The organism is Rhizobium sp. BR 362 (assembly GCF_036528765.1).
Lineage (GTDB): Bacteria > Pseudomonadota > Alphaproteobacteria > Rhizobiales > Rhizobiaceae > Rhizobium.
Map to the genome: position 1 here is coordinate 157,065 of NZ_JARWGH010000006.1, position 15,668 is coordinate 172,732.

The 15,668-nt window shown below is 58.5% G+C and carries 15 protein-coding genes; 8 read left to right on the plus strand and 7 right to left on the minus strand.

Translation table 11 applies throughout. The features are described from left to right. Positions 1-49 precede the first annotated feature (49 nt). From QDY28_RS11215 to QDY28_RS11230, 4 genes are all read right to left on the minus strand, one after another. Positions 50-274, minus strand: a complete 225-nt coding sequence (locus tag QDY28_RS11215; RefSeq protein WP_331381748.1) for an aa3-type cytochrome c oxidase subunit IV — start codon at positions 272-274, stop codon at positions 50-52. A 180-nt stretch (positions 275-454) separates the two neighbouring features. Continuing rightward, positions 455-1,210, minus strand: a complete 756-nt coding sequence (locus tag QDY28_RS11220; protein ID WP_331381749.1) for an N-acyl amino acid synthase FeeM domain-containing protein — start codon at positions 1,208-1,210, stop codon at positions 455-457. Positions 1,211-1,552: 342 nt separating this feature from the next. Further along, on the minus strand, positions 1,553-3,856 hold the full coding sequence (locus tag QDY28_RS11225; RefSeq protein WP_331381750.1) for an EAL domain-containing protein: 2,304 nt from the start codon (positions 3,854-3,856) through the stop codon (positions 1,553-1,555). A gap of 229 nt (positions 3,857-4,085) precedes the next feature. Next, positions 4,086-5,192: a TRAP transporter substrate-binding protein gene (locus QDY28_RS11230; protein WP_331381751.1), complete on the minus strand. Its 1,107-nt coding sequence runs from the start codon at positions 5,190-5,192 to the stop codon at positions 4,086-4,088. A gap of 284 nt (positions 5,193-5,476) precedes the next feature. Between QDY28_RS11230 and QDY28_RS11235 the strand changes: the two genes are divergently transcribed. Beyond that, positions 5,477-6,265, plus strand: coding sequence for a gamma-glutamyl-gamma-aminobutyrate hydrolase family protein (locus tag QDY28_RS11235; RefSeq protein ID WP_331381752.1), 789 nt, complete (start codon positions 5,477-5,479; stop codon positions 6,263-6,265). Here the strand turns inward: QDY28_RS11235 and QDY28_RS11240 are convergent, their stop codons facing one another. The 3 genes from QDY28_RS11240 to QDY28_RS11250 form a co-directional block, all read right to left on the minus strand. Further along, positions 6,266-7,234 carry a 2-hydroxyacid dehydrogenase gene (locus QDY28_RS11240; protein WP_331381753.1) on the minus strand — a complete coding sequence of 323 codons (969 nt, stop codon included), beginning with the start codon at positions 7,232-7,234 and terminating at the stop codon, positions 6,266-6,268. It abuts the gene before it with no gap. A 30-nt stretch (positions 7,235-7,264) separates the two neighbouring features. Beyond that, positions 7,265-8,287: a LacI family DNA-binding transcriptional regulator gene (locus QDY28_RS11245; protein WP_331381754.1), complete on the minus strand. Its 1,023-nt coding sequence runs from the start codon at positions 8,285-8,287 to the stop codon at positions 7,265-7,267. A 119-nt stretch (positions 8,288-8,406) separates the two neighbouring features. Next, the gene (locus QDY28_RS11250; RefSeq protein ID WP_331381755.1) at positions 8,407-8,919 is read right to left on the minus strand and encodes a MarR family winged helix-turn-helix transcriptional regulator; all 513 of its coding nucleotides are present in this window, start codon (positions 8,917-8,919) and stop codon (positions 8,407-8,409) included. 86 nt (positions 8,920-9,005) lie between these two features. Between QDY28_RS11250 and QDY28_RS11255 the strand changes: the two genes are divergently transcribed. The 7 genes from QDY28_RS11255 to QDY28_RS11285 all read left to right on the plus strand — a co-directional run bounded on the left by QDY28_RS11255 (position 9,006) and on the right by QDY28_RS11285 (position 15,661). Then, the gene (locus QDY28_RS11255) at positions 9,006-9,797 is read left to right on the plus strand and encodes a creatininase family protein (protein ID WP_331381756.1); all 792 of its coding nucleotides are present in this window, start codon (positions 9,006-9,008) and stop codon (positions 9,795-9,797) included. A gap of 71 nt (positions 9,798-9,868) precedes the next feature. Further along, positions 9,869-10,129, plus strand: a complete 261-nt coding sequence (locus tag QDY28_RS11260; protein ID WP_331381757.1) for a type II toxin-antitoxin system Phd/YefM family antitoxin — start codon at positions 9,869-9,871, stop codon at positions 10,127-10,129. After that, a complete protein-coding gene (locus QDY28_RS11265) occupies positions 10,126-10,521 on the plus strand; it encodes a type II toxin-antitoxin system VapC family toxin (RefSeq protein ID WP_331381758.1) in 396 nt (131 codons plus the stop codon). Before QDY28_RS11260 ends, QDY28_RS11265 begins: the two co-directional genes overlap by 4 nt. Positions 10,522-10,624: 103 nt before the next feature. After that, positions 10,625-11,728: a CobW family GTP-binding protein gene (locus tag QDY28_RS11270; RefSeq protein ID WP_331381759.1), complete on the plus strand. Its 1,104-nt coding sequence runs from the start codon at positions 10,625-10,627 to the stop codon at positions 11,726-11,728. Continuing rightward, a complete protein-coding gene (locus QDY28_RS11275) occupies positions 11,728-12,717 on the plus strand; it encodes a WD40 repeat domain-containing protein (protein WP_331381760.1) in 990 nt (329 codons plus the stop codon). The genes QDY28_RS11270 and QDY28_RS11275 overlap by 1 nt, the downstream gene beginning before the upstream one ends. A gap of 16 nt (positions 12,718-12,733) precedes the next feature. After that, on the plus strand, positions 12,734-13,549 hold the full coding sequence (cysE, locus tag QDY28_RS11280; RefSeq protein WP_331381761.1) for a serine O-acetyltransferase: 816 nt from the start codon (positions 12,734-12,736) through the stop codon (positions 13,547-13,549). 483 nt (positions 13,550-14,032) lie between these two features. Then, complete coding sequence (locus QDY28_RS11285; protein WP_331381762.1) at positions 14,033-15,661, plus strand: phospholipase C; 1,629 nt, start codon at positions 14,033-14,035, stop codon at positions 15,659-15,661. The last annotated feature ends 7 nt before the right edge of the window (positions 15,662-15,668 follow it).

Genomic DNA, 15,668 nt, shown 5'->3' on the forward strand with positions numbered 1-15,668 from the left:
GGGAAAGGCGCGGGCCGAATGGCCCTGCATCGATCAGCGCGCTGGAAAATCAGCGCACAAGTATGGTGCCGACGACTGAAAGAACGATGAAAATAAGCAGGCCGCCGAGGAAGCCGGCATGACCGAAGAAACCGGCTGCCATTGCGATCAAAAGCGCGGCGATGATCGCAGATCCGACCCTGGCGACGAGAAGAAACCCATGATAGGTCTTGTCATGCTCCCTGTAATCCATCGGAGCACCGGTTTCGACCGGTCCGGCTTGATGTTCGGCCATTTAAAATCTCCCCTCAATGCACTCCCCGACCGGCCTTGCAATCGCCCGTCGGCTGGAGTTCGGCCTCGAAAGCTGCGGTGATTCTCGAAGAAGCACCGCAGCCAAATTTCCTCAATCGAGGCGTTACACAAAGCGGCGAAAAATGCAATGCACGAGAACGCCGCAGAGGCCCGATAAGGCTCAGCCGAATTGCTGCCGGCCAACGGTGCGGCCGCCCGCGGCCAATCGCGCCGTTGGCAAGATCGTCAACGGGTGCGTGCCGCCGTCGGCGCCGCGGGAGAACATCATCCGCCGCTCATAGGGTTCCGAATTGAAAAAGGCATATCGTTGCATCAGCTTGCCGCGAATTTCCTTCGACCGCGAAGCAAGCAACGTCAGTTCGAAACCATAGGTTTCCGTCATGCGCGGCGGCACGATGGTATCGGCATAAAAGACACGCTTGTAGAAGGCGGCATGCGCCGGGCGGATGTGCTGCATGACGCGATCTGTGTCGAAATAGATCGCGCCGACGATTGCCGGTCTCAGCGTCAAATAAGGCAAAGCGGGCATTTCGAGCTCGAAATCAGGATCGATGGCGAAGCGCGCCGGATCGATCAACGTCATGCCGGCATCGAGAAAGGCATGGATTTCATCGGGAAAAATGCCGGTCGACTGGCAAACGCGATGATCCGGCGTGACATGGTGTATCCGCACCGTACTCACCAGCTCTTCGTAATAATAGACGCCGAAAACGTAGGCCTGCTCGTCGAAATCGATGTCGTCGATCATGCTCTTGGCAGCAACCGGCAAAACCGCACGCGCTTTATAGGCTTTGTAACGCAGGCGGGCGACATCCTCCATGTCCTCGCTGCTCTCAATCCGGCGGTATTCAACATGATCAAGCACCTCCATTAGCTTGCCGGCGAAGCTATTTTGCAAAGTACTCATATAAGACATGATCCGTTATCCATTAACTTTAACGGATCATTATTGGTATTAACTGAAAAATTGATCAATATTAGATTTAATTTTTATTAATTATTTGTTCGTTAAGGTTAATTTTTCATCTAATGATACCGGTATAGATTCGAATATTCAAAGGTTCTTATTTATTAATTATTGCAGCTAAACTGGCCGTTCTATTCGCGGCGCAGCGAAGAACCTGACGTTACGTGAAGCAAAGAAGTATCGGTCACAGAACATCTACCCGCGGTCAAAACTGCGGAGTTCTACTAAGAGCTTGAGTTCGGTTGAAAGGCCGCGGCGAGCACGAAGAATGCGGACGCCCCCTGACGAAGTCTAGGCCACATTATCCTGCCGCATGGCCGGCTGGTGGCGGCGGAGATTATCCACCATCTCGGCGATGCTATCCCGCGGCACGGGGACTGAAAACACGTAGCCTTGGATGATGTCGGCTAAATCATACTGTTCAATGAGCGATAGTTGCTCCGGCGTTTCCACGCCCTCGATGACGATTTCCAGACTGAGAGCCCGTGAAAGATCGGCAATGCCGCACAGGAGCTTGAAACGGCGGCTGTCCGTGGTGATGTCCCGTACGAAGGAGCGGTCGATCTTGACGATATCCACAGGCAGCGTATCGAGGTAGCTGAGGCTGGAGAAGCCGGTACCGAAGTCATCGATGGCGATAGTGATGCCTTTGGCGCGCAGATCGGTAAGGATGGATCGCACGGTCGCAAGTTCGTCCATCAAGCAGCTTTCGGTGACTTCCAGATGCAGCCGCGAGGGGTCCAGTCCCGATGCATCGAGCGCTTCCATGACCATGGTGACGATTTCGTTGCTGCGCAGGTCCTGCGCCGAGAGGTTGACGGAAACCGAGATCGACTGCGGCCAGGTGGCGCAGTCACGGCATGCCTGGTTGAGCATGAAGCGGGTGATGCCGGTCACGATGCCCATTTCCTCTGCGATCTGCACGAACACATTAGGCGGAATCGAGCCCTTTTCCGGATGCACCCACCGCGACAGGGCTTCGCAGCAATCGATGCGACTGCCATCCGGCTTGAACATCGGCTGATAGACGGCATGCAGCTTGCCGCCCTCGATTGCCTCGCGCAGATCCTCTTTCAGTTTCTGCCGCTCGACGTAGCGGGCATCCATCTCCTGCTCAAAGGCCGAGCAGCCACCCTTCATCCGCGACTTGGTCTCGAACAGCGCCAGGTCGGCCTTGATCTGCCATTCCTCCGGACGGAACTCGCGGCTGGACATGGTCACATAGCCGCCGCTGAAGGAAACGCGGAGACTATTGCGGTCGACATCGTAGAGACCGGCCATGGCGGCGTGCAGCGCCCGCATGCGGCTGTCCAGATCCGGCTCGCCATCTTCGTTCGGGAAAAACAATACAAATTGATCCCCGACGAGGCGAGCGGAAAGCGCCATGTCTCCCGCCCTCTCCTTCAGCCGCGCGGCGATGGCGACCAGCAGCCGATCGCCAATAAAATGTCCCTTGGTATCATTGACGTGCTTGAAGTCGTCCACATCGAGAACCATAAGGCCGATCTGGCCCTCTTGGGCGCGAGTGGCCAGCTTTTCTTTCACCATATCGACGAAATATTCGCGGTTGGGCAAACCGGTCAGCGGGTCGAAGCGCACCATATGCAGGATCTTGCGCTCGGCGCGAATACGTGGCGTCACATCTTCGAAAATCAGAATGACAATGCCATCTGCGCGACGGCTTGCCGAAAATTCCAAAAACAGATCCTCATTGAACTGAATGAGGGTGCGCGATAGCGAGCCGCTGACGAGCTGCGCCATCTGCCGTTGGATCAGGCCGGGCAGCGAGCCGTCGATGAAGGCATGGCGGGCGCCGTAGCGCAGCACGACATCGAACTCGCAATCCCGGAGCTGCTCCTGATGCGCAAGGTTCAAGAGCTCGCAAGCCTTGCGGTTCACGACCAGGATGCGATTGTCGGCATCCAGCATGAACAGACCATGCGTCATATTGTTGAGCGCCGTGTCGAACCGGTCGGCAATCAACGATATCTCGCGCGAAGCGATGACATTCTTGTAAAGGAATTCGCGCACGCCATTGGCCATTGAGCGCGTGGTCAACCCGAAGGGCACGAGCATGATCGAGACGATGGACTTGTAGAGCTGTTCCGACATCAGGCAGGCGACGATAATCGGCAGGCAGCAGGCCATGGTCTGCAAATCGATCGCCTTTTGCGAACCATAATTGCGGCCGACGATCGACACCATCGATGCCATGGTAACCGCGATGCAGATGAACTCTGCCAATGGGTCCTGGACGATCAGGATCGCATAGCCGCTGCCAATGCCGAGAATACCTGCCGTTGCGGCGGCACCGAGCACATAGCGCGTTTCCCAATGAGCGATATCGGCGCGCGAAAAGGCGTGTTTATTGGCAGCGTCGAACTGCCAGAACGAATGCATGCGGAAAGCGAAAACGGCGGCAAAGGCGAGACAAAGACCGAGATAGATGCCGGCACCCGTGCTCAGAAACACGATGACATAAGTCAGGATGTGAACGAACACACCCGTAAACAGCGTTTTACGGTTTCCGAAAAGCGAACTTACGAACGACAGATAAACATCTGTCGGCACGGTGTCCGGGCTTTGAGGCTTCATTCAGAGTTCCCCTGATGCGGCAGGCACTCTAGTTGAAACTTTTTAAAATTTGATTGCCCAAATAGGGGCTATCTGGACGGATTTTCTAATCATCTCGGTTACTTACACTTATTTTGAGTGAGATTTTGCATCGTATTCGTGCAATCAGCTAAAACTGATTCTACTCAGGCTATATTTCTTCAATCATTAATTACTAAAACAACAGGTAGTGAAGTAAGGACGCGGACGACTAGAGTTTGCCCGCTCTCTGCTGGATCATCATAAAAGTATCGAAAGTGTATTCCGAAAGTTGCATCCAAAGATAGGCGTCCTTCTTGTAAGCAACTTGATCGTCATAGATCCGCTTGAAATAATTGTTCGATTTCGAAAGATCACTATAGATTCCCATCGCCGCCTGGAAGCAGGCCTCGAGAATTTCCTGGCTGAACGGCCGCAGCGTCACGCCCTGTTTGACGATCTCCTTCAATGCCTGCGGATTTTTCAGATCATACTTGGCCAGCATGTTGGTATTGGCGAAGGCGCAGGCGTCCGCAAGGATCGTCTGATAGGTCTTCGGCAGCGCGTTCCATTTTTCCAGATTGAAGAAGGCGTGCACGACAGCGCCTCCCTCCCACCATCCCGGGTAGTAATAATATTTGGCGATCTTCTGAAAGCCGAGTTTCAGATCGTCATAAGGGCCGACCCACTCAACCACGTCGATCGTACCCTTCTCGAGTGCGGCATAGATGTCATTGATGGGAATATCCTGTTGCGGCACGACGCCGATCTTTTCGATGACCTTTCCGGCAAGGCCGGCAATACGCATCTTCAGGCCCTTGAGATCATCAAGCGTATTGATCTCCTTGCGAAACCAGCCGCCCATCTGCACCCCGGTATTGCCCGCCGGCAGGCCGAAAATGCCTTGCGTGGCGTAAAACTCGTTCATCAGCTTGTTGCCGTTGCCCTGGTAGAACCAGGCATTGGTGAGCCGGGCATTGAGGCCGAAGGGAAGAGCGGTGCCGATGGCATAGGTCGGGTCCTTGGTCCAGAAATAATAGGAACAGGTGTGCGCCGCATCGACCGTCCCGGCGCTCACCGCGTCGGCCGCCTGCGCGCCGGGCACGATCTCACCGGCTTCAAAGGTCTGGATGACGAAATTGCCGCCGGTCGCGTCCGAAACATGCGTCGCAATGTCCTCCGCACCGCCATAGATCGTATCGAGGCTCTTCGGAAAGGAGGAGGTCATCTTCCAGTTGATCTTCGGATATTCCTGCGCCACGGCGGGACTGGCAAGCGCCGAGGCTGCCGCGCCCGCGCCAAGCGCTCCGGCCTGCCTGATGAACGAACGGCGATCCATCGAAACCTCCCGTACAGATGGCGTTGCGGGAAAGATGCTCTCCCGATCATGGCGCAAGCGATGGAGCTAATCACGCCATGCCTTGTCTTTCAAGGTTGCTTTTGCACTGCATTATGGCGATTCCTGTACATCGTCATGACGAACGGAAACAAAGCCTGCCCGCAACCAATCCGCGTTGCCGAAGGATGGCCTTTTGCGTAGATTTGACCGCCCTCGGCATTGACACCATATTCATGCTTGGGGTTCAACGATCCCCACAGTTTCGCATTTCTCCGGAGCCTTTCATGCCCAGACCGATCGTCGCCATTCCTGCCGATTTCCGCGAATTCGATGGAGTGACTTGGCATGCGGTGCAACAGCAGTACATCCGGGCGGCCATGAAAGCTGCGGAAGTGACGGTACTGATCGTCCCGGCGCTGGAAGACGGCAATGACATCGACGCCATTCTCGACCGCGTCGACGGCCTGCTTGTCTCCGGATCTGCTAGTAACGTCCATCCCTCGCTTTATGGCAAGGAAGCGCGGGAGAGCGACGGCCCCTTCGATCAGGCCCGTGACGCCACGTCGCTGCCGCTCATTCGCCGCGCCATCGATCGTGCCATTCCGATGCTCGCAATCTGTCGCGGCATTCAGGAATTAAATGTTGCGCTGGGCGGCACGCTCGCCAGCGAAATCCAGGAGCAGCCGGGCATCTGGGATCACCGCAAGCTACAGAATGTCGATCGCGACACGATGTATTCGATCCGCCAAAGCGTGTTCGTCAAGGAAGGCTCCTGCATCGCTGGCGTCATCGGCCCCGGCGAAGTGCGCGTAAACTCGCTGCACCGCCAGGCAATTGCCGAAACGGCGCCGCGGCTGCAAGTGGAAGCCATCGCCGAGGACGGCACGATCGAAGCCGTCTCGGTCATCGCCGCCAAGGCCTTCGCGGTTGGCGTCCAGTGGCATCCGGAATATTGGGCGGAAACGGATTCGTCCTCACGCAAGCTGTTCGCCGCCTTCGGTGATGCGGTGCGCGATTATGCGGCGCGCAAGGAGCAGTGTTTAGCTGCCCCTCTCCACCACCAGGCCGTTTAATCAGCCTCTTGCCTTCACGGGGGTTTCCGGCACCGGCGTCGGGACGTTGCCGTTGCCGAACCATGCAATGATATTCTCCGTCACGAGATCTGCCATGGCGTTGCGCGTCGGCACGGAGGCGGACGCAACATGCGGCAGCAGCGAGACATGCGGCAGAGAAAGATAGGCTGCAGGGACGTGCGGCTCATCGTAGAAAACATCGAGGCCGGCGGCACCAAGCGTGCCGTTCCGAAGAGCTGCGATCAGCGCGTCGTCATCCACCGACCAGCCCCGGCCGACATTGATGAACACGCCCTGGGGTCCCAGCGCCGACAGGATCTCCGCGTTGATGACCTTGTGCGTTTCCGGCGTCCTCGGAACGATGGAGATCAGCGTATCCACCGATTGCGCCATCTCCTTGAGGGTCGGATAATAGTCGTAAGGCAACGAGTCGCGCGGCGAGCGCGTGTGATAGCCGATCTTCACCTTGAAAGGCTCCAGCCGTCTGGCAATCTCCAGACCGATGCGGCCGAGACCGTAGATGCCGACGCGACGCCCCTTCAGGGAGAAGGGCGAGAGCGGAAAGGCCCCCTCCTTCGCCCAGCGTCCCTCGCGCAGCCAGGTTTCCGCATTCGGAAACTGCCGCAGTGTGTTCAGCAGCAAGGCGATGGCCGTATCGGCCACCTCATCGTTGAGCACGTCGGGCGTGTTCGTGACCACGATGCCTTTCGAGGCCGCATGCCTGACGTCGATGCCATCGTAGCCAACCCCGAAATTGGCGATGACCTCGATATTCGGGAAGGCATCCATCCAAACGGCATTGAAACCGCCAGCCACCGCCACACCACGCACACGCGCCGCCGTTTCGGCATCGATCTTTGGGCTCTCGTCCTGGTCGAGCGCGATGATATCGAAGCGGCCTTTGAGGGTTTCGAGAACGCGCGGATGTATCTTCCCCGGAACGAGGACGGCGATTCGATTATCGGGCATGATCTTTCCTCTTGAAGATGCGGTTCGGCGCTATTGGCGCGCCTGGTAGGGAGATGTCGATTGACGAATGCGCATTTCCGGCTTGATGAGATGAATACCGTCCGGCTCGTGGCTGCCCGCCAGCCTATCCAAAAGCGCGCGCGCCGCAAGCCTTCCGACTTCCGCCTGGCCGTTCCACACCGTCGTCAGCGCCGGCGTCGCGATCGCGGCTTCCTCCAGATCGTCATAGCCGGTCACCGAAATATCCTTGCCGGGGACAAGGCCGGCGCGGGAAATGCCGTTCATCAAGCCGATGGCCACGAGATCGTTCCAGCAGACGGCGGCCGTCGGCTTCTGCGGCAATGACAGGAGATTAACCGCGGCCTCGAACCCGCCCTGTTTCGAGCGGGCACCGGGAATGCGCAGGTCGGGATCGACCTCGATACCCGCCTTGCGCAGAGCGTTCACATAGCCTTGATAGCGGTCGCGGCCGGTCGAGGTCTGATCCGTGCCGCCGATCATCGCGATGGTGCGGTGACCGAGGCTGATCAGGTGATTCGTCGCCAATGAAATGCCGTAGCTGTCGTCGCCGCGAAAGGTTGGCAGGTCTAGCCCTTCCATCGAACGGGCGACGAGAATGGCGGGCATGCCATTTTCCTCCGCCATATCGAAATCCTCCGGCGGCGTGCCGATTGCCGGCGACATGATGATGCCATCGCCGCCGAGCTGCAGCAGGGTTTCGACGAAGGTCCGCTGCTTCTCGACGGAATCGTAATGGTTGGAAAGGATAAAGGTGTGACGGCTGCGGTCGAGCTCGCTCTCGATCGCCTTCAGGATCTCGCCGTAGAACGGGTTCATGATGTCGTGAACGACGACGCCGATGATCCCAGACCGCGATGTCCTCAGACTCGCAGCGCGGCGGTTATAGATATAACCGAGCGTGCGCGCCTGGTCCTTGATCTTCTCGCGCGTGTTCACCGCCACCAGCGGACTGTCGCGTAAGGCAAGGGATACGGTCGCCGTTGAAATACCCAGCGTTTCTGCAATGGTTGAAAGCTTTATCTTTTGCGCCATGCGCTCCTCCCCTCGTGAAACGCAGCAAATATGCAATCCCGACATCTCACGATATCGAAATTTAAAAACTTTAATTAAAAGCTTAAATCGCGCCGCGCAACTCGAATCCTCAAGGATTCTCAGAATTCCCCATCATCTTCGTTATGATCGCCGGCCTGAAGATTGCCGTCGATCGCCTTTAATAGGCGCACGAGCGAACGGACATCCTTCTCTGAAAAACCGCGGGTAGCGAGCTCGTCGCAAGCCGCCGCCGAGCTGGTGATCTCCGTGACGCTGTTGCGTCCGGTCTCGGTCAGATAGACTTTTGTCAACCGGGCATCCCCTGCATCGGGTCGGCGCTCGACGAAGCCCTGCGCTTCCATGCGCCCGATCGTGCGGGTCATGGTCGGCGCCTTGACTCCGAGCTTCTGCGCCAAAGTCCCCGCTGGCAGGCCATCGCTCTCCGCCAACGCGAGGATCACGCCATCCTGGCCCGCATAAAGACCGCTTGCCGTCAGGTTGCGCGTCAGAACCGTACGCATCGACCGTGCCGCCTGCGTCAATGCCGGCGACAGATCGGCAAGCGAATAGTCGCCATGATCCTTCTTCTTACCCGACTTACCTTTTTTTCCGTCCTTGTTCTTCTTACCCATTGTGTTTCCGTTGATCTTTCCGCCGCTGCAGCATCAGGGTATGACATTGCGCAGCTAATTGACATAAACAAGAGGCACATCCGCAGATGGCACAGCCTATGCCGCGTTTCGATGACAATGATAGGACGCTGACGCCTGCGGACCGGGCAAACTGGATCGCCGTCCTGCCGCTTGGCGCCCATGAACAGCACGGGCCCCACCTTCCTTTCGAAACCGACACTTTGATTGCGGCAGGCATTGTCGCCCGCCTGCAGACGGCGCTGCCTGCCGATTTGCCGGTCACCTTTTTACCCGTGGAGCCAATCGGTTATTCCATCGAGCATATGGATATCGCCGGCACCAAGACACTCGCCTTCGACGAAGCTGTCAACCGATGGCTCGGCATTGCCGAGCACATGCACCATCTCGGCATCCGCAAATTCGTCATGTTGAACGCCCATGGCGGCAATTCGCCCCTGATGACCATCGTCGCGACGGAAGCGCGCGTGCGCTTCGACATGCTGGCGATCGCGACCAGTTGGACACGTTTCGGCGTACCGGAAGGGGTGATCGCGCAGGAGGACAAGGCTATCGATATCCACGGCGGCGATATCGAGACGTCGGTGATGCTGGCGCTCCACCCGGAGAAAGTCGACATGACGAAGGCTGCGGATTTTCCCTCCCGGCAATCCGATTTCATCAGACGCTTCAAACATCTGCGCGCCTATGGACCCCATGCCTTTGGCTGGAAGATGTCGGATCTCAGCGCACAAGGGGTTACGGGCAATGCGGCGGCTGCAACGGCGGAGAAGGGCGAGCGGCTAATTTCCCATGCGGTGAAGGGATTGGTGGAACTGTTGAAGGATGTCGATGAATTTGATGTCGGAGCGCTTAAATAGGCTGAGACTTGTAGGCAGCCGAGGAATACACCATAATATTCGAGTATTGATTGTCCCTCGGGAAACAGAGCATGCGTATTTCTATGGCAGATGCAGCAGGACAGTTGGCTGAGCTGTCACGCCTTGCCAATCAAGGAGAAGAAATCGTTTTGACGCAGGACGGTTATCCCGAAGTGCGCTTACAGCCGATGCGCAGGATTCTCACCCCGGAAGAGCGGGACGAGGCCATCAAGGAGATTCAACGCCGGGTGAAGGAAAAAAATCTTCCGCCAGGACCTGACGCGGCTCGAAGCCAAGATTTTCTCTATGATGAATATGGTCTTCCGAAGTGATCGTTGTCGATACGTCGGCTCTGATGGCGCTAGTACAGGACGAACCCGCTGCCAAGCAGTGCCACGCAGCAATGCGAAGCCAGGATCGAATAATCATTTCCGCTGGCACATACGCCGAGGCCCTGATCGTGGCAACCATGCGTGGTCTCAGAAAAGACATGGATGATCTGCTCCAGGTCTTCAGCATCGAAATCATTCCGGTCACTCCGGAACGCGCCCGTCTTACGGCCCAAGCCTACAGTATCTGGGGTAAGGGCATCCACCCGGCCAAGCTGAACTACGGCGATTGTTTCGCCTATGCGACCGCCAAGGAATATGGCTGTCCTCTTCTCTTCATTGGCAACGATTTCTCCCAGACCGACATCGAACCTGCCGCCCCGAACCTAATGTGATCTTATAACATACAAAAGCCTTTGAACTGACGCCGCCAACTCCTTATATGGAACCCGATCACTTTCCGCTCTCCGGGGCAAACTCCCGTATTTCGAGGCTCCCATGACCGAAACAGCCACGCAGAAGCCCATTCCCGTCACCGTTCTGACCGGCTATCTCGGCGCCGGCAAGACGACGCTGCTGAACCGTATCCTCTCCGAAAACCACGGCAAGAAATACGCCGTCATCGTCAATGAGTTCGGCGAGATCGGCATCGACAACGATCTGATCGTGGAATCCGACGAGGAAATCTACGAGATGAACAATGGCTGCGTCTGTTGCACGGTGCGCGGCGACCTTATCCGCGTCGTCGAGGGCCTGATGCGCCGTCCCGGCCGTTTCGACGGCATCATCGTCGAGACCACCGGCCTTGCCGATCCGGTTCCCGTCGCTCAAACCTTCTTCATGGATGACGATGTCCGTGCCAAGACCGAACTCGACGCTGTCGTAGCACTTGTCGATGCCAAGCACCTACCACTGCGGCTGAAGGACAGCCGCGAGGCGGAAGACCAGATCGCCTTTGCCGACGTCGTCGTCATCAACAAGTCCGACCTCGTTTCTCCGGACGAGCTGGCTCAGATCGAAGACATCGTCCGCGCCATCAATCCGGCCGCCCGCGTCTATAAGACCACGCGCTCCGGCGTCGATCTCGCTCGCGTTCTGAACCAGGGCGCTTTCAACCTCGAGCGCGCGTTGGAAAACGATCCGCATTTTCTCGAGCACGGCCATGAAGATCATGTCTGCGGCCCGGATTGCGACCATCACGACCATGATCACCATCATCATGACCACGATCACGATCATCACCACCATGATCATGATCATGATCACGACCACCATCACCACGCCCCGTCGCCGATTCACGACGTGACCGTGCAGTCGGTTTCGTTGCGCGGCGGCGAAATGAATCCGGAGCGTTTCTTCCCGTGGATCCAGAAGGTCACGCAGACAGACGGCCCGAATATTCTGCGCCTCAAGGGCATCATCGCCTTCAAGGGTGACGCGGAGCGCTATGTCGTCCAGGGCGTCCACATGATCATCGAAGGCGATCATCAGCGTCCCTGGAAAGACGGCGAAAAGCATGAGAGCCGCCTGGTCTTCATCGGCCGCGAGCTCGACCGCGAAAAGCTGGAAAAGAGCTTCAAGGCCTGCGAGGCGGCCGCCTGATGCCGACTGTTGCTCCGCTTGATATCGACGGCCACGTTCTGGCCGTCGAATTTTTAGGTGAGACCCCCTTCTTCGCCAGCGCCGCCGGCGCGATCCATCGTCTGGAAGGCGGCGAGAAGGTGACCGAAGCCCATCAGGGCATGCTCACCTGCATTCGGGATCCGCACAGCGACAGCCTGATTTCCGGCGGCGAGGACGGCAAGGTTCTCCGGATCACTGCGGATGGCGGCGTCACCATGCTTGCCGAAGCGCCGCGCAAATGGATCACCCAGGTCGCCGCCGGCCCGCAGGGCGCAGTTGCTTACGCCTATGGGAAAAGCAGCTTCGTGCGGCTGGCGGACGGCTCGGTCAAGGAATTTGCCGAGGAGCGCACCGTCGAAGGCATCGCGTTTGCGCCGAAGGGCCTGCGCATCGCGGTCGCCCGCTATAACGGCGTGTCGCTGCATTGGGTCGGCATGGCCGCGCAGCCGATCAATCTGGAATGGAAGGGCGCCCATACCGGCGTCACCTTCTCGCCCGACGGTCAGTTCGTCGTCACCACCATGCAGGAAAACGCACTGCACGGCTGGAAGATGGACTCAAAGCCCGGCGCCGAGGCCAGGCATATGCGTATGACCGGCTACCCCGCCAAGGTGAAATCGCTCTCCTGGTCCAACAAGGGCAAGTGGCTCGCCTCCTCCGGCGCACCGGCGGCGATCGTCTGGCCGTTTCAAAGCAAGGATGGTCCGATGGGCAAGGCGCCGCTGGAACTCGGCACCCGCGGCAACATCATGGCGACCTCGGTCAAGTTTCATCCGGTGGAAGAGATCCTGGCGATCGGCTTTATTGACGGCATGATCCTGGCGGTGCGCATCGGCGACGCCAAGGAAGCGCTCTTGCGCCGTCCTGGCAAGGGTGCGATCACCTCAATGAGCTGGAGCAAATCCGGCAAGCTGCTCGCCTTTGCCTCCGAGGCCGGCGATTGCGGCGTGGTTGACGTTTCCGCTTGAAGAGAAAGATAGGCCCATGTCCCAGACAGGAACGGCAATCGCCGGACATTCCCCTGCCGCAGCCGGCAGCGTCTGGGACGTGATCCGCCATGACGCGGCCGATCTCGCCGGCCGCGAACCGACGCTGCGCCCGCTGCTCGCGGCGCAGATCATCGCGGCGCAATCGAATGCCGAAAGCCTCGCTAATGTGCTGGTCGCCCGGCTTTCTGTCGCAAAGATCGAAACCGGGGATCTCTTCGCCCTGTTTCATGACGTACTGACGCGACACGCGGCAATCTTGCAGGCGACCGAGGCAGACCTCGTCGCTGTCCGTACTCGTGACCCCGCCTGCACGACCTATCTGCACGCGCTGTTGAACCTGAAGGGCTTCCACGCCCTGCAGACCCATCGCATCGCCCATGCGCTCTGGACGGAAGGCCGGCCGGAAATTGCCAGTTGGCTTTCCAATCTGGCCTCCCTCGTCTTCGGCCCGGATATTCATCCGGCGGCAAGGATCGGCTCGTCCATCATGCTCGATCACGGCTCCGGTATCGTCATCGGCGAAACTGCCGTTATCGAGGATGAAGTCTCGATCCTGCAGAACGTCACGCTCGGCGGCACCGGCAAGGAAACCGGCGATCGCCATCCGAAGATCCGACACGGCGTGATGATCGGCGCAGGCGCAAAAATCCTCGGCAACATTGAAGTCGGCGCCTTCAGCAAGGTAGCGGCGGGCAGCGTCGTCGTGAAGCCGGTCCCGGCCCACTGCACCGTCGCCGGCGTTCCCGCCACGGTTGTCCGCATCCACCGCGCCGATGAGATTCCGGCCGAGACGATGGATCAGAATATTTAATTGAAGTGCCGCAGCCCTGTGGCCGACCCTCGTCCTTCGAGGCTCCGCCGCGATCGCTGCGCTCAGGCGTCAGCGCACCTCACCATGAGGGCGGAACGAGCGCCAGTATTCGAAAATCAAATTGTTTTCTCCGCCTCAAGCAGGGAACTACTTGGGCGGCGGAGCGAGAGGAACAGCCCTCATGGTGAGGAGGTCCGCAGCCGTCTCGAACCACGAGGGCGGGTGATGAAAATACCATTTGCCTCGAAAGCCGTGACATAAGGTAGCAGACCACATGCCTCCGCCGCATCTGCCTGCGAGCCCCTCCTTCACGTCAGTAAAATCAATAACTTGACTGCGTCTTTCATAGGCAACGCCTTCCTCTTCCGACGCGACCTTCACAGAACTGTCATGGACGCTTGATAGCTCGAAATGGTTCTTTCCGCCTCGGCGCGGCGCATTTTAAGCGTCGGGGCGCAGCCCCCCACTCGAGAGGATATGACAATGATCTGTCTTTCGCGTCGCGCCGCCCTCGCCGCCGGCAGCGCGCTTACCCTTATTTCGCTCAGTTCCACCGCCGGTGCCGCTGACAACGCGCCGCCGACCAATACCGCGACGCCGATCAAGCATCTGGTCGTCATCTTCCAGGAAAACGTTTCCTTCGACCATTATTTCGCGACCTACCCCAAGGCCGCAAATCTCGACGGTGAGCCCGCATTCAAGCCCGCCGACAACACGCCGAGCGATATCAACACCCTCGCCCATGCCGGTTTCCTCGACAATAATCCCAACAAGACCAACACCGCGAACGGTGCCGATGCCGCCGCTCCCTTCCGGCTCGACCGCACACAGGCGGCGACCCAATCGCAAAACCATGGCTATACCGCCGAACAGGCCGCCTATAACAACTTCGCGATGGACCTTTTCCCGGCCAACACCGGGAAGGGCACCAAGGGTGCTGCCGGCGCTTTCGGCACCAAGGGCCAGGTCATGGGCTATTATGACGGCAACACCGTCACGGCGCTCTGGAATTATGCCCAGCACTATGCGCTGAACGACAACTCTTTCTCCACCAATTTCGGCCCTTCGACTCCCGGTGCCCTGAATCTCATCTCCGGCCAAACCAACGGCGCTATCCTGCCGCCCGGCTACACGCTGGAAAGCGACGGCACCTACTCCAAGGGCCGCATCGTGCCCGACGGCAACGGCGGCTGGACTGTCATCAGCGACTTCGATCCGACCGGCGACGTCTGCTCGGTTGGCCAGACGGCGCTGATGTACGGCAAGAACATCGGCGACATGCTGAACGAACACAAGATCACCTGGGGCTTCTTCGAAGGCGGTTTCGATCTGACGGCGACCAATGCGGACGGCACGACGGGCTGCAAGCGCGCGACCACCTCGGCCATCACCAAGGTCAATTACGGCGACTACATCCCCCATCACCAGCCGTTCCAGTACTACGCCTCGACCGCCAATCCGACGCATGCACGCCCATCTTCCGTTGCAGCGATCGGCACCACGGACGCAGCAAACCACCAGTATGACATGACCGACTTCTATGCGGCCCTGAAAAACGGCAACATGCCGACCGTCAGCTTCCTGAAGGCATCAGCCTATCAGGACGGTCATGCCGGCTATTCCGATCCGCTCGATGAGCAGGAATTCGTGACGCAAGTGGTCAATACCGTCCAGGATTCGCCGGACTGGAAGGACACCGCCATCATCATCCTCTATGACGATTCCGACGGCTGGTACGACCATGCGCACGCCGTCGTCAATCCGTCCAAGCTCGGGGTCAAAGGCTACGACGTACTGAACGGGGACGGCTGCTCCACCGGCACACCGCTGCCGGGCGTCAACGGCCAGCCGGCCCAGGGCCGTTGCGGCTACGGCACGCGCCAGCCGCTGCTGGTCATCTCGCCCTATGCCAAGGTCAACTTCGTCGACCATACTTTGACAGACCAGACCTCCGTCATGCGCTTCATCGAAGACAATTGGATGGGCGGCGAACGCCTCGGCGGCGGCTCGTTCGATGCCATCTCCGGCCCGCTGAACAACATGTTCGACTGGTCGAAGGGCGATGCGCCAAAGCTGATCCTCGACACGAAGACCGGTAACAGCGCTTCCTAAGCTAAGA